Here is an 18,093-nt window from a genome sequence, read left to right on the forward strand (position 1 = left end):
ACAATCTCTGCACCCCCTCAACATCAGCCACAATCGCCCGTCACAGCAGAAACACAATGGTCACACTTCAGGCCGTACCAGCATAGTGCGGAGAAATCTTGTGGTACCTCTTCAAGTACTGCGAATTCAGGCGCAGCCAAGGGGGACGAACATGAGTTCTCGTCGTACGACGACCATTACGGGATCGCTGCTCACGGCGTGCTTCTCGGCCGTGATGATCCTTTCCCACACCGCCGTCGCGGACGACCAGGGACCGGGGAGCGGCAAGGGCGGGAAAGCGATGGACAAGGCGCCGACGGGCGTCAAGGTGACCACGCTGCTGCCGGAGAAGATCTCGGTCGACAACAGTACGCAGAAGACGGCGATTACCGCCACGGTAAAGAACGAAGGGACCAAGGAAAGCGGCAACATCAGGATGCTGGTGGTCGGTTTCGACGGCCTGACGGTCAAGAACGTCGAAGGCTGCACCGCCATGGCAAAAAAGGATCTCCCCGAAGGGTCGAACAGCGGTTTCATCTGCTCCACCGGCAATCTCGCGGCGGGCAAATCGAAATCGTACGACGTCGACGCGACGTTCGATCTGAGCAAGACCGGAAAGATCTGCCTCCCGGTCCAGACGAGCGACGGGAAGAAGACGTACTGGCAGCAGGGACCGGTTCCGTTCGGCACGACGAACCCGTCGCCGAACGCCCCCGCGACCCCGCTGCTGCTGGGCACCGACAACAAGCCGGTGGCACCCGGCGGCGACCGGCTGCCGAAGACCGGGGGCGGAAGCGAGGTCCTGCCGCTCGGCATGGCGGGCGCGGCGCTGATCTCGGCCGGAGCGGCGGGGCTGTGGTGGGCCGGCCGTAGGCCCCGGCAGGAACACTGACCGCCCGGCGCCGTCACCCCTGGCGGAGGGGCACGGTGCCGAGCGGGAACGCGCAGAGGCCCGCCGGGTCGAGGTCGAAGACCGACCCGGCGGGCCTCTGCGCGGAACGCCGACGTCATCGACGCGGGCGTCATGCCACGGCGCGGCGCGTCACTTCTTGTCGACGAGCTTCCACGCCGTGGGCAGGACGCCCATCGCCAGGGCGGCCTTGAGGGCATCGCCGATCAGGAACGGGGTGAGACCCGCCGCGAGGGCCGCGCTCGCCGACATGCCGGTGACCACGCCCAGGTAGGGAACACCGATCGCGTAGATGATCGCCTCGCCGAGCAGCATCGTGCCCGCCATGCGCAGGACGGAACGGTCGGCGCCGCGGCGGGCCAGGGCGCCCACGACGGTGGACGCCAGCAGCATGCCGAGGATGTAGCCGAAGGACGGCGCCGCCGCGCCGGAGCTCCCGCCCGCGAACCACGGGACACCGGCCATGCCGACCAGCGCGTACACCGCGAGCGACAGGAAGCCGCGGCCCGCGCCGAGCGCTGTGCCGACGAGCAGCGCCGCGAAGGTCTGGCCGGTCACCGGCACCGGGGAACCCGGGACGGGCAGCGAGATCTGGGCGGCGATGCCGGTGAGCACGGCGCCGCCGAGCACGAGGGCGACGTCACGGACGCGGGAGGCCGGAAGAAGGTCGGCGATGACCTCGCCGGGTCGGGAGGGCGTGGCGGCAGCGGTGCTCATGAGGACTCCGGCGAAGGGGGATACCCCGTTGCTCATGCGGAGCTCGGGGGAGGGCAGGTCAGGACACGGTGACGCTATCCCAGGGGTGCACGGGTGATCACCGTCCGCGCTCGACAAAGGGCGGATCCGGACCTTGGTGGGCTCCTTACAAAGAGGACCCGGTACACCCGCACGAAGGTGATGCTGGTCACTGAGGTGAAGTCGTTTCCGCTACGGGGCGGTTCGCGCCGGGACTGTGGAGACTCACCAAAGGCGCTTTCACCCGCGCCGGGCCCACAGGGCCCTCGGCCGCGGACCCGCCGGACCCGCAGGACCCGCAGGGGTTCGGACCCGCCGGACCCGCCCCTCACTTCCGCCGGGCGCTCCGCCTCCCCTTCCGACCCGCGGTACGCCCCTCACTTCCGCCGAGCGGTACGACTCCGGGCCCGCACCGCGCGCCCGTCGGGGACGCCGACCGGGCCTGGCCGTTCCGGTGCGCGGGCCGGAGCGGGAACGCGCTCGGCCTGTCCGGCCCTTGGGCACACCTGGCAGGTCTCCCGGGCCGCCCCTACCCTTCACCCCATGGTTCCCCAGGCCCTGAACTTCTCGTCGCGTCGCTATGTCGACCTGCGACGCCAGGGCACTGCCACCTGTCGCCGCCCGTCCTGAGGCGGGGCGGAGCGGATCCGGCTCGCCGAGACGAGACCAGAGCACACCACACCAGTCGCACGTCGCACCCGATGTGACGAGGCGTACGTGACGGCGCAGTGCCGGACCAGCTCCCGAGGAAGATCTCCATGGCCAGTACCGTGGCACCCCCTTCGACGTCCCCGCCCTCCCCCGTCCTCGACCGGCGCCGGACCAGCGCCAGCGTGATCCTGCGGTCCGTCCTGGAGCACGGGCCGGTCGCCCGCAGCACCATCGCCCGGCTCACGGGGCTCTCCCCCGCGTCGGTCACCGACTACTGCGCCCGCTTCACCGAGCGGGGCCTGATCCGGGAGGCCGCCGCACCCCGCCGGTCGGGCGGGGTCGGGCGGCCGCATCTCCCGATCGACCTGGACCGCTCCCGGTTCGTGGTCGGCGGAGTGCATGTGGCCGTGCCGTACACGACCGTCGCGCTGCTGGACCTGCGCGGCCGTGTCGTCGCCGAGAAGCGTCTGCGGCACGACCGCACCGAGCCGCACCTCGTTCTCGCGAACGCCGCCGACGGGCTCGCCGCCCTCCTCGCGGGCGCTCCCGGCCGTACCCCCCTGGGCATCGGTGTGGCGACCGGCGGCTGGGTCGACCCGGACTCCGGCACGATCGTGGAGCACGCGTTGCTGGGCTGGCACGACGTGGCCGTCCGGGAGGTCATCGAATCGCGCACCGGGCTGCCGGTCCATGTGGACGGGCACGCGCGGGCGTTGGTCAACGGGGAGCGGCTGTTCGGGCAGGCCCGGGGCAGCCGGAGCGTGTTGCATCTCTTCGCCGGCAATGTGGTGGATGCCGCCTTCGCCACCCATGACCAGGTGCACTACGGACCTCGCTCGCAGGCCGGGGCGATCGCCCATCTGCCCCTGGCGGGCGGGTCCGAGCGGTGCGACTGCGGGCGGACGGGATGCCTCCAGGCCGAGCTGAGCGAACGGACCCTGTGCCGGCGGGCGCGGGAACGGGGTGTCATAGACGGCTCGAACCCGATGCACGTGGTCTCCGCGGCTGCCGCCGGCGACCCGTTGGCCGTACGGCTGCTGATGGAGCGGTCCCGGATGGTCGGGCGGGCGGCGGGGCTGTTGCTCGACGTGCTCAACCCGGAGATGGTCGTCGTCACCGAGATCGGTGCCATGTACCGGGAGGACTGCCTCGGCGCGCTGCGGGAGGCGGTGGGCCCGGAGCGGGCGGCTGCGGTCGTCCCGACCAGCTTCCCGGATTCGGTGCTGGCCGTGGCGGGCGGATCGGTCGCGCTCGATGTCCTGTACCGCGATCCGCTGGGTTCCGCGGGCTTCACGGCCCGCTGAAGGCCTCCCGGCCGCCCGGGCCGCTCAGGACTTCCCCGGGCTCCCCACCGGGGGCGAATTAATTCAGAAACTCGGAATGTTGACAGGGCTTGTGCCCGGACAGGAGCATCGTGGCCATGAGCAGCGCGCGGGTGCAGGTTCCGCTCACCAAGTGCCGTGTGGTCGACCTGATGCGGGTCGCACGCACACGTTGTTGCTGACCCCTTGTCGCCGACAGGTCGCTGACGCGTTGAAGCGCTGAGGTTCACTCGGCAGCCTTCGCCCCGAGGGCCACTCGGCCGCCGTCGTGCCGAGGTCCGCCGACCGTCGTCGTCCCGACGCCGATCCGGCCGTCGTCGTTCCCAGGCCGATCCGGCCGTCGTCGCGCCGTGGTCTCCTCGGCCGTCGTCGCCCCGAGGGCCGGTCCGCCGTCGTAGCGACGCGGACCGTTCAACTGCCGTCGCACCCCCAGTCGACTCGTCCCCATCGGCACGCCTTCGGCGTGTGTCCCTTTCGGCGCGTGTTCCTCTCTTCCGGCTTCGCCCTGCCCGGAACTCCACGCGCTGTCCCGCCACTTGGAATCCCCGGAGTCCTTCCATGCCACCACTGTCCCCCTTGTCCTCCGCCGCGTCCGCGACCGCCGCCTCCAGGTCCGGTGTCGACCGGCGCGTGTTCCTGTCCTCCCTGCTCGGTGTCGCCGCCGCGGCCGGACTGAGCGGTTGCGCGGGTGCCAGTGCCGCCGACACCGATTCCCGGGCGGACACCTCCGCGCCTCTGTCCGACAAGGTGCCGAAGGGCACCAAGCTCAAGATCGCCTCGTACCAGGGTGTCCAGCAACTCCAGTTCAAGCTGGCGGGGTTGGCCGCTCTGCCGTTCACCGTCTCCGACTGGGTGAACATCGGCGCCGGTCCCGATGTCATCAACGCCTTCCGTGCCAAGTCCCTGGACGTCGGCAACAACGCGGGCATCCCGCCGATCCAGGCGCACTACCAGGGCTTCGACGCGAAGATCGTCGCGATCAACATCACCCGCAAGCCCAACTACCTGTTCGCCACCAAGCCCGGCAGCGACATCAAGGACGTGCAGGACTTCAAGGGCAAGAAGCTGGCCTTCTCGCAGGGCCAGGCGCAGGGTGTCGTCCTGCTGCGCGCCCTGAAGCAGGCAGGCATCGCCTACGACGACGTGACCCTGGTGCCGCTCACCAGCAACCAGTTCCTCACCGCGCTCCAGGCGGGCCAGGTGGACATCGCCCCGCTCGCCAACAGCCAGGCGCCGGCCTACCTCAAGCAGTACGGGTCCAAGGGCGCCCACACCATCGACACCGAGGTGGTGGACCTGCTCAACCTGCTCTGGGCGCCGACCTCGGTACTGGCCGACCGCGCGAAGGCTGCCGCGGTCGCCGCGTACATCCCGCGCTGGGCGAAGGGTCAGGTGTGGGCGTACGAGCACCCCGACGCCTGGAACAAGGAGTTCTACGTCAAGACGCAGAACCTCACACTCGCGCAGGCCCAGTCCATCACCGAACTCGCCAACAAGCCTTTGTTCCCGCCGAGTTGGGACGAGGCCGTCAAGTGGGAACAGGAGACCGCCGATCTGCTGGCGGAGGGCGGCTTCGTGAAGGGCTTCAAGGTCGACTCGCTCTTCGACCGCCGCTTCGAGGCCCTCGCGGCCAAGGCCGTACCCGCGGAATACCGGAGGTGACGGCGATGGCGACCAGGAGCACGACCACCACGCAGTCCCCTTCGACACCATCGACCGCGGTCACGGACGACACCGCCCCCGTCTCCGCCTCAGCCACCGAGACGGGCTCCACCACCAAGACGGACGCCGGCACCGAACCGGACGCCACGACCGAGCCGGGTGCAATCACCGGCACCGGCACCGGCACCGAGCCGGTCTCCGTCCCGGTCGCCCCGGCCACGCCCGTCGAGTCCGACGCGGACAGTCGCCGGTCGCGCCGGCCTCGCCGTTCCCGGCGCCGGAGTCTCGCGCCGGGCAAGCGGCTGCCCGCGTCCCGGCTCATCGGGCCGGTGCTGTTCCTGGCCCTGTGGGCCCTCGCGTCCGCCGCCGGGCAACTCGATCCCGGCGCGATCCCCGCGCCGTGGACGGTGCTGAAGACCACCGGCCATCTGTGGACCGACGGCACACTGCCCACCGATGTGCTGACGTCCCTGGAGCGCGCGGGATACGGGTTCGTGCTCGGCCTGAGCGCCGGGGTCGTCCTCGCCCTCGCGTCCGGGCTCAGCCGCGTCGGGGAAGCCCTGATCGACGGGACCGTGCAGCTCAACCGGGCGATCCCGACCCTCGGTCTGATCCCGCTGTTCATCCTCTGGCTCGGCATCGGCGAGACCTTCAAGATCGCGATCATCGCCATCGTCGTCTACATCCCGATCTACCTGAACCTGCACTCCGCCCTGTCCGGCATCGATCACCGCTACGTCGAACTCGCCGAGGTCCAGGGGCTGTCGAGGCTCCGCTTCGTCCGGGAGATCGTGATCCCCGGCGCGCTGCCGGGCTTCTTCGTCGGACTGCGGCTCGGGGTGACCGGCTCCTGGCTCTCCCTGGTCGTCCTGGAGCAGATCAACGCCACCAGCGGCCTCGGCTACATGATGTTCCAGGCCCAGAACTACGGCCGGACCGACATCATCCTCGTCGGCCTGCTGATCTACGGCATCTTCGGGCTCATCTCCGACAGCGCGGTTCGTCTCATCGAACGGAAGGTGCTGTCATGGCGACGCACACTCAGCAACTGACCCGTGAGCACACCGTCCAACTGCGCGGCCTCACGCGGTCGTTCGAGGGGCGTACGGTCCTCGACAACATCGACCTCGATCTCCCCGCGGGTCAGTTCACCGCCCTGCTCGGACACAGCGGCTCCGGCAAGAGCACGCTGCTGCGCGCCATCGCCGGCCTCGATCACAACGTCGCCGGGAGCGGACAGCTCATCGCCCCGGAAAGGGTGTCCGTCGTCTTCCAGGACTCCCGGCTGCTGCCCTGGCGCCGCGTCCTCGACAACGTCCTGCTCGGCACGGACGGCAGGGAGGCGGCGGAGAAGGGCCGCTCCGCCCTCGCCGAAGTGGGACTCGCGGGACGTGAACGGGCCTGGCCCAACGAGCTGTCCGGCGGGGAGGCCCAGCGCGCCGCCCTGGCCCGTTCGCTCGTACGGGAGCCCGAACTGCTTCTCGCCGACGAGCCGTTCGGGGCGCTGGACGCGCTCACCCGGATCCGGATGCATGTGCTGCTGCGCGAGCTGTGGGAGCGCCACCGGCCGTCCGTCCTGCTCGTCACGCACGACGTGGACGAGGCGATCGTGCTGGCCGACCGCGTGCTCGTGCTCGACCGGGGCCGCATCGGCGTCGACCTCACCATCGACCGCCCGCACCCGCGTTCGTACCGCGATCCGCGCCTCGGGGAGTACCGCGAGCGCCTGCTGAGCGCCCTCGGGGTGACCGAGGACGTGACGGGAGCACCGGAAGGGACGGACCACGGAGCGACAGAACACGGAGCGGCGGAACACACCGTCGCGGAACCGGACGGGGCGACGGGACACCCCGTCGCGGGACGGGACGCGGCGGCGGACGACACAGCCGGGCACGACGTGCCCGCGCACCACGAGGAGAAGCACCCGTGACCAGCCCGCGCCGACTCCATCTCAACGCCTTCCTGATGAACACCGGCCACCACGAGGCATCCTGGCGGCTCCCGGAGAGCGACCCGTACGCCCATGTCGAGACGGCTCACTTCGTGCGTCTCGCCCGGATCGCCGAGCGCGGGACCTTCGACTCCCTGTTCCTCGCCGACGGCCCGGTCCTCTTCAACAGCGTGGGCCAGCGCCCGGCCGGCGCCCTCGAACCCATCACCCTGCTCACCGCGCTGGCCACGGCCACCGAGCACATCGGCCTGATCGCCACCGCCTCCACCTCCTACAACTCCCCCTACAACCTGGCCCGCAGATTCGCCTCCCTGGACCACATCAGCGGTGGCCGCGCGGGCTGGAACATCGTCACCACCGCGGGCGCGGAGGCCGCCCGCAACTTCGGTCTCGACGACGAGCCCGCGCACGCCACCCGCTACCAGCGCGCCGCCGAGTTCCTGGACGTGGCGCTCAAGCTCTGGGACAGCTGGGAGGACGATCTGGTCGTCGCGGACAAGGCGGCCGGTGTCTGGGGCGACACGGACAAAATCCATCCCGCGCGCCACAAGGGGACGTACTTCAGCGTGGAGGGCGCCCTCAATGTGCCCCGCACACCGCAGGGTTACCCACTCCTCGTGCAGGCGGGCTCGTCGGAGGACGGCAAGCGGTTCGCGGCCCGGTACGCGGAAGCGGTGTTCACCGCCCAGCAGACCCTCGCGGACGCCCAGGACTTCTACGCCGACCTCAAGTCCCGTACCGCGCAGGCCGGCCGGGACCCGGGCCACATCAAGATCCTGCCCGGTATCGTCCCGGTCATCGGCTCGACCGAGGCGGAGGCGCTCGCCCAGGAACGCGTCCTCGAGGACCACATCGTCTACGAGCACGGACTGAACCGCCTGGAGCACCTGCTCCACCTGGAGCCGGGCACCCTCGTCCTCGACGCGCACCTGCCCGCCGACCTGCCGCCGGAGGACGCGATCGAGGGGGCCAAGAGCCGCTACACCCTCGTCGTGGAGCTGGCCCGGCGCGAGCGGCTCACCGTCCGCGAGCTGATCGGCCGGCTCGGCGGCGGGCGAGGGCATCTGACCTTCGCCGGCACGCCCGAGCAGGTCGCCGACGCGATCGAGGAGTGGTTCCTGGGGGGCGCCGCCGACGGCTTCAACATCATGCCCGCCGTGCTGCCCTCCGGCCTCGACCTCTTCGTGGACCACGTGGTGCCGATCCTGCGCGACCGGGGCCTGCTGCGCCGGGAGTACGGGCCCCGGCAGACCCTGCGGGAGCGCTACGGCCTCCCGCGCCCGGCCAACCAGTACGCGGTCCCGCCCACCGTACCCACGGCCGACGCGCCCGCGGCCGCCCTCGCCTGAACCGCCCCCGACCAGCACCGCCCCTGCCCGATCAGCCGATCCGCCGATCCGAAAGGACCCGCACCTCATGGCAGACATCGAGATCCAGAAGGTCACCGCGCACATCGGTGCCCGTGTCTCCGGCGTCGACATCTCCAAGCCGCTCGACGACATCACAGCCGCCGCCCTGCGCACCGCCCTCAACGAGCACAAGGCCCTGGTCTTCGACGACGTCGACCTCGACGACGAGGGCCAGCAGGCCTTCGCCCGCCACTTCGGCGACCTCACCACCGCGCACCCCACCGTGCCCGCCGTGGACGGCGCCCCGAACGTGCTGCCCGTGGACAGCGAGCGGGGCCGCGCCAACCACTGGCACACCGACGTGACCTTCGTGCTGAACCCCCCGCAGGCCAGCACCCTGCGCAGCATCACCGTCCCGCCGTACGGGGGCGAGACGCTCATCGCCAACTCCGCGGCCGCCTACCGCGATCTGCCCGAGCCGCTGCGCGCGCTCGCCGACACCCTGTGGGCCGAGCACACCAACGACTACGACTACGCGGTACCGGACGAGAACATCGACGAGGAACAGGCCGCGCAGCGGGCCCAGTTCACGTCCATCAAGTACCGCACCGCGCATCCGGTCGTCCGGGTGCACCCGCTGACCGGCGAACGCGGCCTGTTCATCGGCGGGTTCGCGCAGCGGATCGTCGGGCTGTCGGTGGGCGAGTCCCGCAAGATCCTCGACCTGCTCCAGGCGTACGTCACCCGGCCCGAGAACATCCTGCGCTGGCGCTGGTCCCCGAACCAGCTGGTCCTGTTCGACAACCGGATCACCCAGCACTACGCCATCGACAACTACGACGGACTGCCGCGCCGGCTGCACCGGGTGACGGTCGCCGGTGACGTGCCGGTCGGCATCGAGGGCAAGGAGAGCCACTCGATCGCGGGCGACGCCTCGCACTACACGTCGGTGGCCTGACGCGGATGACGTAACGGGGCAGACCGCCCCCAGGACGCCCGGAACCCGGGCGTAAACGGACCCTTACACTCCGTATGCAGCACGTCCGCATGCTGGGCGGCCCCTTCTCCCGGTCGGAGGGGCTGCCCAGACTGTGGGCGTTTTTGCCGCTCGTCTGTAAGGGACCCCCCACTCTCATGTCCCGCACCACCCTCGACGCGCCGCCCGGCACCGCCGCCGCGGACGCCCCCCTCTCTCACGGCCTGAAGCAGCGCCATCTGTCGATGATCGCCCTCGGCGGCGTCATCGGCGCCGGCCTGTTCGTCGGCTCCGGCGCCGGCATCGCCGCCGCCGGTCCCTCGATCGTCATCGCGTACGCCGTCTCCGGTCTGCTCGTCATGCTGGTGATGCGGATGCTCGGCGAGATGTCGGCCGCGTATCCGTCGTCCGGTTCCTTCTCCGCGCACGCCGAGCGGGCGATCGGCCCCTGGGCCGGCTTCACGGCGGGCTGGTCCTTCTGGGTGCTGCTCTGCACGGCCGTCGGCCTGGAGGGCATCGGCGCCGCGAAGATCGTCACCGGCTGGCTGCCCGGCACGCCCGAGTGGGCCTGGGTGGCACTGTTCATGGTCGTCTTCTGTGTGGCCAACCTCGCCGCCGTGAAGAACTTCGGTGAGTTCGAGTTCTGGTTCGCGGCGCTGAAGGTCGGCGCCATCACGCTGTTCCTGGTGCTCGGGGTACTGGCCATCGCGGGTGTCCTGCCGGGCACGGACGCGCCGGGCACCGCGAACCTCACCGGCGAAGGGGGCTTCCTGCCGAACGGCAGCGAAGGGCTCGTGATCGGTCTGCTCGCGTCGGTGTTCGCGTACGGCGGTCTGGAGACCGTGACGATCGCGGCGGCCGAGTCGCAGGACCCGGTCAAGGGCGTCGCGAGCGCCGTCCGCACCGCCATGTGGCGCATCGCGCTCTTCTACATCGGCTCGATGGCGGTCATCGTCACCCTCGTCCCGTGGGACTCCGCGGCGGTCGTCGAGAAGGGCCCCTACGTCGCCGCCCTCGAACACCTCGGCATCCCCGGCGCCGGACAGCTGATGAACGTGGTCGTCCTCGTGGCGCTGCTGTCGGCGATGAACGCCAACATCTACGGCTCCTCGCGCATCGCCTACTCCCTCGTCCAGCGCGGCCAGGGCCCGAAGGCGCTGGGCCGGGTCTCGTCCGGGGTGCCGCGTGTCGCGGTGCTCGTCTCCTGCGTCGTCGGCTTCGGCTGTGTCGTTCTCAGCTACTGGCGTCCGGACGACGTCTTCCCCTGGCTGCTGAACATGATCGGCGCGGTGATCCTGGTCGTCTGGATGTTCATCGCGGTCTCGCAGCTGCGGCTGCGGCGCCGTCTCGACCGGGAGGCCCCGCAGAAGCTGGTCGTCCGGATGTGGGTGTTCCCGGCACTGACCTGGGTCGCGCTGGCGGGCATGGTGGCGATCTTCGTCCTGATGGCCCGGGAGCCGGACACCCGGGTGCAGCTGTACTCGACGGGCGCCATGACGCTGTTCCTGGCGGCCGTCGGCTACACCCGGCAGAGGGCGCGCGCCCGCGCCTGACCGGTACTCCACCTCACCGAAGGGGCCCCCGCGCGAAGGACGGTGTCGCGCGGGGGCCCTTTCGCGTGTCCGGACGCGGGCCCCGGCGCCCTCGGAACCCGGTACGGGCCCGGACACGCGCCCTCATCTTCTTGCTGCTAGCGTGCAGTTGCAAGTAGCTTGCAATAAGAGGTCGGAGGGAACCCCCAGTCATGCCCGTCTACACACTCCCTGAACTGCCGTACGACTACTCCGCGCTCGCGCCCGTGATCAGCCCCGAGATCATCGAACTGCACCACGACAAGCACCACGCGGCCTACGTGAAGGGCGCCAACGACACGCTGGAGCAGCTCGCGGAGGCGCGGGACAAGGAGTCGTGGGGGTCGGTCAACGGCCTGGAGAAGAACCTGGCCTTCCATCTCTCCGGCCACATCCTGCACAGCATCTACTGGACGAACATGACCGGGAACGGCGGCGGCGAACCCCTGGCCGCCGACGGGGTGGGCGATCTCGCGGACGCCATCACCGAGTCGTTCGGCTCGTACGCGGGCTTCAAGGCCCAGCTGACCAAGGCCGCGGCGACCACCCAGGGTTCCGGCTGGGGCGTCCTCGCCCACGAACCGCTGAGCGGCCGGCTCGTCGTCGAGCAGGTCTACGACCACCAGGGCAACGTCGGCCAGGGCTCGGTGCCACTCCTCGTCTTCGATGCCTGGGAGCACGCGTTCTACCTGCAGTACAGGAACCAGAAGGTCGACTTCATCGACGCGATGTGGGCGGTCGTGAACTGGCAGGACGTGGCCCGGCGTCACGAAGCGGCCACGGCCCGCCGGGACGTATTGCTCCTGGCCCCCTGAGAGGGAACATGAACGTCCTGCTCGTGATCGTCTTCTCACCCTTCACGTGGCAGGCGGAAGAAAGGACGGCCCCCGCGAGGACATGACTCGCGGGGGCCCTCCCGTCACGGCACGCACGGCACGTTGAGCGACAGCAGGGCGGCGGACCCGTCCTCCACCCGGAGTTCGGTGATCGCCGCGTTGCCGAGGCTCGGCAGGACACGGCGGTACTCGCCCAGCGGGATGGACAGGGCGGAGCACAGCACCAGACGCAGCAGGGTGTTGTGGGCGACGACCAGCACCCGTTCACCGGAGTGGGCCGCCGCGATGTGGCGCAGTGCGCGCGTTCCACGGGCCGCCGCGGTGCGCGGGTCCTCCGCCTCCGGGAAGGGGTAGGACACCGGATCGGCCCGGAACGCCTTGGCCCGGACCGGGTTCTCGGCCTCGAACTCGGCGAGCGTACGGCCCTCCACCACGCCGAAGTCGCATTCGCGCAGGGTGGGTTCGCGCTGCGGAACGAGCCCCAGGGCGCGGCAGGCCGGCTCGGCGGTGGCGACGGCACGCGACACGGTCGAGGTCCAGATCGCGTCGACCGGGTGCGCGGCGGCCCAGCGCCCGAGGGCCTCCGCCTGGGCGCGGCCCTCGTCGGTGAGGGGGATGTCGCTCACTCCGGCGTAGCGGTTCTCCGCGTGCCAGACGGTCTGCCCGTGCCGGGCCAGGAGGAGCGTCGTGCTGCGGCTCGTAGTACTCATGACGCCGCAGTATCCAGTCCCGGGCCGACCCCCGGCCACGCGTCGCCGTCGTACACGGTCCGGACCTCCCGCGCTGTCGTCCTCGTACGCAATCCGGACCTCCCACACCATCGCCCCGCATGCCGTCCGCACCTGTTATCACGCACTCCGGGCGGCGAAATCTCAGCACGCGCCGAGCTTTTCACCTGCATGAGGGATCCGAACCGGGACGAGCCGGCACGAGACGAGACGAGTGGACGGGCCCGGGACGCGGCCGGACCGGTTCCGGACCCGTCGGCGGCCCCGCGAGCGCTTACGCTCGCAGGGCCGGCGTTCGGCACCCGGATGCTTCTCGACCTTTCCCGTCCGTTCTCACACGGAGGTGTCGCCGTGGACGTGCGCTGCCCGAACTGCGGAGGACCGCTGCAGAAGTTCCGCAAGCTCACCAAGGACGAGGAAGAGTCGGTGCGCAAGATCAAAAAGGTGGAGGACCCGGCGGCCTACCAGCGCTGCACCCGTCCGGGCTGCCGTCGCTTCCAGCGCTGGAGCAACTGGCGCGACGGCGACAACTTCCCCGAGCCCGACGCCAAGTAGTACGCCGCCGAGGGCGGCCCCCAGGGACCGGCACCCCGGGCCGAGCGGCACCGGACCCGCGCCGGACCGGAGCCGCCTACAGGTTGCTGAAGTCCGGTCCCGCCGTGCGCGTGCGCTTGATCTCGTAGAAGCCCGGTACCGAGGCGACCATGAGCGTGCCGTCCCAGAGCTTGGCGGCTTCCTCGCCCTTGGGGGCCGGGGTGACGACCGGGCCGAAGAAGGCGAGCTGCTCGCCGTCGGCGCCGGGGACGGCGATGACCGGGGTGCCGACGTCCTGGCCGACCTTCTCGATGCCCTCCTTGTGGGAGGCGCGCAGCTCGGCGTCGAACTCGAAGTCCGCCTGGTCGGCGTAGTCGATCAGGTCGGCGGGGAGTCCGACCTCTTCGAGGGCGCCGGCTATGGCCTCCTTGGTCGGGCCCGTGCCGTCGTTGTGGAAGCGGGTGCCGAGCGCGGTGTACAGCGGGCCGAGGACGTCGTCGCCGTGCTTCTGCCAGGCGGCGGTGACCACCCGGACCGACTGCCATGCCGTGGTCGCGAGCATCTCGCGGTAGTGGTCGGGAAGCTCGTCCAGCTTGGGCTCGTTCAGTACGGCGAGGCTCATGATGTGCCAGCGGACCTCGATGTCGCGGACCTTCTCCACTTCGAGCACCCACCGCGAGGTCATCCAGGCCCAGGGGCACAGCGGGTCGAACCAGAAGTCGACGGGGGTCTTGCCGGAACTGGTCTGAGCGGTCTGCTCGGGCATGGCTCTCCTCGGAACGCGGTCTTTCCGTGGCCAACACCGGCACGCGTCCGCACCATTCCCGCGCGTACGTGTGATTCCCGCGTGGCGGCGCGATTCCCCGGTGTCCCCGCCGTCGCAGTGCCCGGCGTCAGGGGCACATGGCAGGATCGGTCCTGTTCGGACATGTCTATGACGCCATGAGGGAGTGCAGCCGTGCCCGGTGAGAATCTGTCCCGCGACGAGGCCCAGGAGCGGGCGGCACTGCTGTCCGTCGACAGCTACGACGTCTCCCTCGACCTGCGCTCGGCCGTCGGGGAGACGGAACCCGGCGAGGCGGCCGGCGAGCCCCGCACCTTCCGCTCGGTCACCACGCTCCGCTTCCGCTGCGCCGAGCCGGGCGCGGCGAGCTTCGCGGACCTGATCGCTCCACGTGTGACGGCAGTCTCGCTCAACGGCAGGGACCTCGACCCGGGTGAGGTCTTCGACGGCTCCCGCATCCGGCTGGAGGACCTCGCCGCCGAGAACGAACTCGTCGTGGACGCCCAGTGCGCCTACTCCCGCACCGGTGAGGGCATGCACCGCTTCGTCGACCCCGAGGACGGCGAGGTGTATCTGTACACGCAGTACGAGCCCGCCGACTCGCGGCGCGTCTTCGCCAACTTCGAGCAGCCGGACCTCAAGGCACCGTTCCGCTTCGAGGTGCGGGCCCCCGAGGGCTGGACCGTCTGGAGCAACGGCGCCGGTGAACTCGCCGACGGTGTGTGGAAGTTCGCCGAGACGAAGCCGATCTCCACCTACATCACGGCGGTCGTGGCGGGCCCGTACCACTATGTGACGGACTCCTACTCCCGTACCTTCGACGACGGTACGACGCTGGAGATCCCCCTCGGCGCGATGTGCCGCAAGGGCCTGGCCCCCCACTTCGACGCCGACGACGTGTTCCTGGTGACCAAGCAGGGGCTGGACTTCTTCCACGACCACTTCGACTACCCGTACCCCTTCGGGAAGTACGACCAGGCGTTCGTGCCCGAGTACAACCTCGGCGCGATGGAGAACCCGGGTCTGGTCACCTTCCGCGAGGAGTACATCTTCCGCGGCAAGGTGACGCAGACGTCGTACGAGGCCCGGGCGAACGTCATCCTGCACGAGATGGCGCACATGTGGTTCGGCGACCTGGTCACGATGGTGTGGTGGGACGACCTGTGGCTGAAGGAGTCCTTCGCCGACTTCATGGGCACGTTCGCCAACGTCGGCGCGACCCGTTTCACCGACGCCTGGATCACCTTCGCCAACCGCCGCAAGGCCTGGGCGTACCGCGCGGACCAGCTGCCGTCCACCCACCCGATCACGGCCGACATCCGCGACCTGCAGGACGCCAAGCTCAACTTCGACGGCATCACCTACGCCAAGGGCGCCTCGGTCCTGAAGCAGTTGGTGGCGTACGTCGGACAGGACGCCTTCCTGGAGGGCGCCCGCCGCTACTTCAAGCGGAACGCGTACGGCAACACGCGCCTCGGCGATCTGCTGTCGGCCCTGGAGGAGACGAGCGGACGGGACATGGCCGCCTGGTCCCGGTCCTGGCTCCAGACCGCGGGCGTCAACTCCCTCACCCCGCAGGTGATCCTGAGCTCCGAAGGGCGCGTCACCGAGCTGGCGATCGTCCAGGAGGCCGCCGAGTCCCATCCCGAACTGCGCCCGCACCGCGTGGCCGTGGGCCTCTACCGGCGGCAGTCGCTGCGCGAGGGCGGGGACGGCTCGCTCGTCCGCTACGCGCGCGCCGAGGTGGACGTCGACGGGCCGCGCACGGTCGTCGCCGAGCTGGTCGGCGCGGAGGCCCCCGAGCTCGTCCTCGTCAACGACGACGACCTCACGTACTGCAAGATCCGTTTCGACGAGGGCTCGCTGGCCACGCTGCGGGACGCACTCGGCGAGATGACCGACCCGCTCGCCCGCGCGCTGTGCTGGTCGGCACTGTGGAACCTCACGCGCGACGCGATCGTGCCCGCCCGGGACTTCATCGGTCTGGTGCTGCGTTTCGCGGGCCGCGAGTCCGACATCGGCGTGCTCCAGATGCTGCAGGCCTGGGCGAACTCCGCGCTCGTCCACTACGTGGCGCCCGACTGGCGCGCGGAGGGCGGACAGCTGCTCGCCGAAGGTGCGCTGAAGGAGCTGCGGCTCGCCGAGCCGGGCAGCCAGCACCAGCTCGCCTGGGCCCGCTTCTTCGCCGACATCGCGTCGTCCGAGGCCGATCTCCAGCTGCTCCAGGGCCTGTTGGAGGGGACCGCCAAGATCGACGGGCTGGAGGTCGACCAGGAGCTGCGCTGGGCGTTCCTGGAGCCGCTGGCCGCGCAGGGGGCCGCCGACGAGTCCGTCCTCGCCGCCGAACTCGCCCGCGACGACACGGCGTCCGGCAAGCGGCACCAGGTCCGCTGTCTCGCCGCCCGCCCCTCGGCCGCGGTCAAGGCCCAGGCCTGGGCGGCCGTCGTGGAGTCCGACGCGCTCTCCAACGCCCTCGTCGAGGCGACCATCTCCGGCTTCATCCAGCCGTCCCGGCGGGAGCTGCTCGCGCCCTACACCGCCAAGTACTTCGCCGCGATCGACCGTGTCTGGGCGGAGCGGTCCATCCAGATCGGCATGGACGTGGTCAGGGGGCTGTTCCCCTCGCTCCAGGACTCCCCGGAGACCCTGGAGGCGACGGACGCCTGGCTCGCGGCGCACGAGGACGCGCCGCCCGCGCTGCGGCGGCTGGTGCTGGAGTCACGTGACGATCTGGCGCGGGCACTGCGGGGGCAGGCCTGCGACACCGCCGCGGCGGGCTGAGCACCCGCTCCGCGCGAACCACCCCGAGGGCACCGGCGCGACGCGCGTCCGGTGCCCTCGCCGGTGAACTGATCCGATGCGTCCACTGGTTACGAAATGGAGGTATTCAGAGCCGTAACCCCTATTAATCTCCATCCGGACCAGCGTCTTTCGGCAGTCGAACGTCCGTACTTTAGGGCGCGCTTGTCCCGATTTGCCGACGAGCCTGTAACAGCGGTTAGAGGGCGGCTCCCCGGCGGGAAACCCCGGGTCATGAACCACATCCCCCCGCTCTCCCCCCGCCCCCTGCGCCACCTGTCCCACGTACGGCGCCGGGTCCTGACCACCGCCCAGCTGCGCAGCCAGGGCGTGGCCGGCGCCGACGCCAACGAACGCTGCCGGCCCGGCGGACCCTGGCAGCGGATCCTTCCGGGCGTCTTCCTCCTGCACCCCGGCCCGCCCACCGCCGAGGTACGGCTGCACGCGGCGCTGCTGTACGCCGCCCGCTCCCCCGCCCCCGCTCGGGCGTTCCACATCCCCGTCCAGCCGGGCGCCGAGGAGCCGCACACCGCCCAGCCGTACGCGGACGCGCTGATCACCGGCGTGGCCGCGCTGGCCCTGCACGGCTTCACCTCCGCCGCGCCGCTGCTCTCCCTCGACACGATCGACGTACTGGTCCCCCGCATGCGCCGACTGCGCTCGACCGGCTGTGTCCGCATCGTCCGCACGACCTCGCTGCCGGCCCCCGCCTTCGTGACCGGCGTCCCGGTCGCCGCCGTCCCCCGAGCCCTGGCCGACGCGGTCGCGGAACTGACCGACGCGGGCGCCGTGCGCCGGCTGCTCACGGAGGCGGTGCGCGGCGGCCACTGCGAACCGGCCTCGATCGTCAAGGAATTGACGGCGGCGCGGCTGCTCGGCCGCCCGCACGTGGTGGACGCCGTGGACTCGCTGAAGGCGGAGGGCAGGGCGATCGCGGAGACCCACCTGTACCGGATGGTCCACGAGCACGGGCTGCCCGACCCGGTCTGGAACGTCGACCTGCGGCTGCCCGGCGGCCCGCACCTCGGTGGTCTGGACGCCTACTGGCCCGAGCAGGCGGTGGCGGTCGAGCTGGACACCCGGACCCCGCGTCAGAGCGAGGACGCCGTGTGGTCCGAGTACGCCCGCAAGCGCGAGCACCTGGAGCGGCTCGGCGTCACCGTCGTCCACATCACCCCGAAGAAGCTCCGTGAGGCGATGGAACAGCAGGCCACGGTCGTGCGCACCGCTCTGATGGCCTCGAACGACCGCGATCCGGCGGCGTATGTCGTGGTGCTGCCCCGGTAGTGACGGACCGGGTGGTGCC

At 70.7% G+C, this 18,093-nt stretch carries 15 protein-coding genes and 1 pseudogene; 12 read left to right on the top strand and 4 right to left on the bottom strand.

The features are described 5' to 3' along the window. The first annotated feature begins 151 nt into the window (after positions 1-151). Positions 152-871: an LPXTG cell wall anchor domain-containing protein gene (locus ACWD68_RS33955; RefSeq protein ID WP_451810295.1), complete on the top strand. Its 720-nt coding sequence runs from the start codon at positions 152-154 to the stop codon at positions 869-871. A gap of 150 nt (positions 872-1,021) precedes the next feature. On the opposite strand, the gene ACWD68_RS33960 is transcribed toward ACWD68_RS33955, so the two are convergent. After that, positions 1,022-1,606, bottom strand: coding sequence for a biotin transporter BioY (locus tag ACWD68_RS33960; protein WP_451810296.1), 585 nt, complete (start codon positions 1,604-1,606; stop codon positions 1,022-1,024). A gap of 776 nt (positions 1,607-2,382) precedes the next feature. On the opposite strand from ACWD68_RS33960, the gene ACWD68_RS33965 reads away from it, so the two are divergent. Then, positions 2,383-3,579, top strand: a complete 1,197-nt coding sequence (locus ACWD68_RS33965; RefSeq protein ID WP_451810297.1) for an ROK family protein — start codon at positions 2,383-2,385, stop codon at positions 3,577-3,579. A gap of 244 nt (positions 3,580-3,823) precedes the next feature. Here ACWD68_RS33965 and ACWD68_RS33970 read toward each other — a convergent pair whose 3' ends face one another. Continuing rightward, the gene (locus tag ACWD68_RS33970) at positions 3,824-4,045 is read right to left on the bottom strand and encodes a hypothetical protein (protein ID WP_451810298.1); all 222 of its coding nucleotides are present in this window, start codon (positions 4,043-4,045) and stop codon (positions 3,824-3,826) included. 110 nt (positions 4,046-4,155) lie between these two features. On the opposite strand from ACWD68_RS33970, the gene ACWD68_RS33975 reads away from it, so the two are divergent. The 7 genes and pseudogenes from ACWD68_RS33975 (at position 4,156) to ACWD68_RS34005 (ending at position 11,921) form a co-directional block, all read left to right on the top strand. Then, positions 4,156-5,259, top strand: coding sequence for an ABC transporter substrate-binding protein (locus ACWD68_RS33975; protein WP_451810299.1), 1,104 nt, complete (start codon positions 4,156-4,158; stop codon positions 5,257-5,259). A gap of 5 nt (positions 5,260-5,264) precedes the next feature. Further along, positions 5,265-6,311, top strand: a complete 1,047-nt coding sequence (locus tag ACWD68_RS33980; RefSeq protein ID WP_451810300.1) for an ABC transporter permease — start codon at positions 5,265-5,267, stop codon at positions 6,309-6,311. Then, positions 6,287-7,015 (top strand): annotated as a pseudogene (locus ACWD68_RS33985) (ABC transporter ATP-binding protein); the annotation flags it as partial. The gene ACWD68_RS33980 and the pseudogene ACWD68_RS33985, both read left to right, overlap by 25 nt. 170 nt (positions 7,016-7,185) lie before the next feature. Further along, positions 7,186-8,559 (top strand): LLM class flavin-dependent oxidoreductase, encoded by a 1,374-nt coding sequence (locus ACWD68_RS33990; protein ID WP_451810301.1) that lies wholly within the window; start codon positions 7,186-7,188, stop codon positions 8,557-8,559. Positions 8,560-8,626: 67 nt separating this feature from the next. Continuing rightward, the gene (locus ACWD68_RS33995; RefSeq protein ID WP_451810302.1) at positions 8,627-9,517 is read left to right on the top strand and encodes a TauD/TfdA dioxygenase family protein; all 891 of its coding nucleotides are present in this window, start codon (positions 8,627-8,629) and stop codon (positions 9,515-9,517) included. 176 nt (positions 9,518-9,693) lie between these two features. After that, positions 9,694-11,088 (top strand): amino acid permease, encoded by a 1,395-nt coding sequence (locus tag ACWD68_RS34000; RefSeq protein ID WP_451810303.1) that lies wholly within the window; start codon positions 9,694-9,696, stop codon positions 11,086-11,088. Positions 11,089-11,279: 191 nt separating this feature from the next. Continuing rightward, the gene (locus ACWD68_RS34005; protein ID WP_451810304.1) at positions 11,280-11,921 is read left to right on the top strand and encodes a superoxide dismutase; all 642 of its coding nucleotides are present in this window, start codon (positions 11,280-11,282) and stop codon (positions 11,919-11,921) included. A 104-nt stretch (positions 11,922-12,025) separates the two neighbouring features. On the opposite strand, the gene ACWD68_RS34010 is transcribed toward ACWD68_RS34005, so the two are convergent. Continuing rightward, on the bottom strand, positions 12,026-12,652 hold the full coding sequence (locus ACWD68_RS34010; protein ID WP_451810305.1) for a histidine phosphatase family protein: 627 nt from the start codon (positions 12,650-12,652) through the stop codon (positions 12,026-12,028). 369 nt (positions 12,653-13,021) lie between these two features. Between ACWD68_RS34010 and ACWD68_RS34015 the strand changes: the two genes are divergently transcribed. After that, positions 13,022-13,225 (top strand): hypothetical protein, encoded by a 204-nt coding sequence (locus ACWD68_RS34015; protein WP_451810306.1) that lies wholly within the window; start codon positions 13,022-13,024, stop codon positions 13,223-13,225. Between the two features lie 76 nt (positions 13,226-13,301). Here ACWD68_RS34015 and ACWD68_RS34020 read toward each other — a convergent pair whose 3' ends face one another. Continuing rightward, a complete protein-coding gene (locus ACWD68_RS34020; protein WP_385706976.1) occupies positions 13,302-13,970 on the bottom strand; it encodes a mycothiol-dependent nitroreductase Rv2466c family protein in 669 nt (222 codons plus the stop codon). Between the two features lie 192 nt (positions 13,971-14,162). Here ACWD68_RS34020 and pepN point away from each other — a divergent pair, with 192 nt between their 5' ends. After that, on the top strand, positions 14,163-16,769 hold the full coding sequence (pepN, locus tag ACWD68_RS34025; protein ID WP_451810307.1) for an aminopeptidase N: 2,607 nt from the start codon (positions 14,163-14,165) through the stop codon (positions 16,767-16,769). Positions 16,770-17,021: 252 nt separating this feature from the next. Next, a complete protein-coding gene (locus ACWD68_RS34030) occupies positions 17,022-18,074 on the top strand; it encodes a hypothetical protein (protein ID WP_451810308.1) in 1,053 nt (350 codons plus the stop codon). Positions 18,075-18,093: the final 19 nt, after the last annotated feature.

The organism is Streptomyces sp. NPDC005141, from assembly GCF_053599975.1.

What these genes read in the sequence shown, in the direction of transcription:
- ACWD68_RS33955 (WP_451810295.1), top strand. Translation starts at nt 152, where the DNA reads ATGAGTTCTCGTCGTACGACGACCATTACGGGATCGCTGCTCACGGCG.
- ACWD68_RS33960 (WP_451810296.1), bottom strand. Translation starts at nt 1,606, where the DNA reads ATGAGCACCGCTGCCGCCACGCCCTCCCGACCCGGCGAGGTCATCGCC.
- ACWD68_RS33965 (WP_451810297.1), top strand. Translation starts at nt 2,383, where the DNA reads ATGGCCAGTACCGTGGCACCCCCTTCGACGTCCCCGCCCTCCCCCGTC.
- ACWD68_RS33970 (WP_451810298.1), bottom strand. Translation starts at nt 4,045, where the DNA reads ATGGGGACGAGTCGACTGGGGGTGCGACGGCAGTTGAACGGTCCGCGT.
- ACWD68_RS33975 (WP_451810299.1), top strand. Translation starts at nt 4,156, where the DNA reads ATGCCACCACTGTCCCCCTTGTCCTCCGCCGCGTCCGCGACCGCCGCC.
- ACWD68_RS33980 (WP_451810300.1), top strand. Translation starts at nt 5,265, where the DNA reads ATGGCGACCAGGAGCACGACCACCACGCAGTCCCCTTCGACACCATCG.
- ACWD68_RS33995 (WP_451810302.1), top strand. Translation starts at nt 8,627, where the DNA reads ATGGCAGACATCGAGATCCAGAAGGTCACCGCGCACATCGGTGCCCGT.
- ACWD68_RS34000 (WP_451810303.1), top strand. Translation starts at nt 9,694, where the DNA reads ATGTCCCGCACCACCCTCGACGCGCCGCCCGGCACCGCCGCCGCGGAC.
- ACWD68_RS34005 (WP_451810304.1), top strand. Translation starts at nt 11,280, where the DNA reads ATGCCCGTCTACACACTCCCTGAACTGCCGTACGACTACTCCGCGCTC.
- ACWD68_RS34010 (WP_451810305.1), bottom strand. Translation starts at nt 12,652, where the DNA reads ATGAGTACTACGAGCCGCAGCACGACGCTCCTCCTGGCCCGGCACGGG.
- ACWD68_RS34020 (WP_385706976.1), bottom strand. Translation starts at nt 13,970, where the DNA reads ATGCCCGAGCAGACCGCTCAGACCAGTTCCGGCAAGACCCCCGTCGAC.
- ACWD68_RS34030 (WP_451810308.1), top strand. Translation starts at nt 17,022, where the DNA reads ATGAACCACATCCCCCCGCTCTCCCCCCGCCCCCTGCGCCACCTGTCC.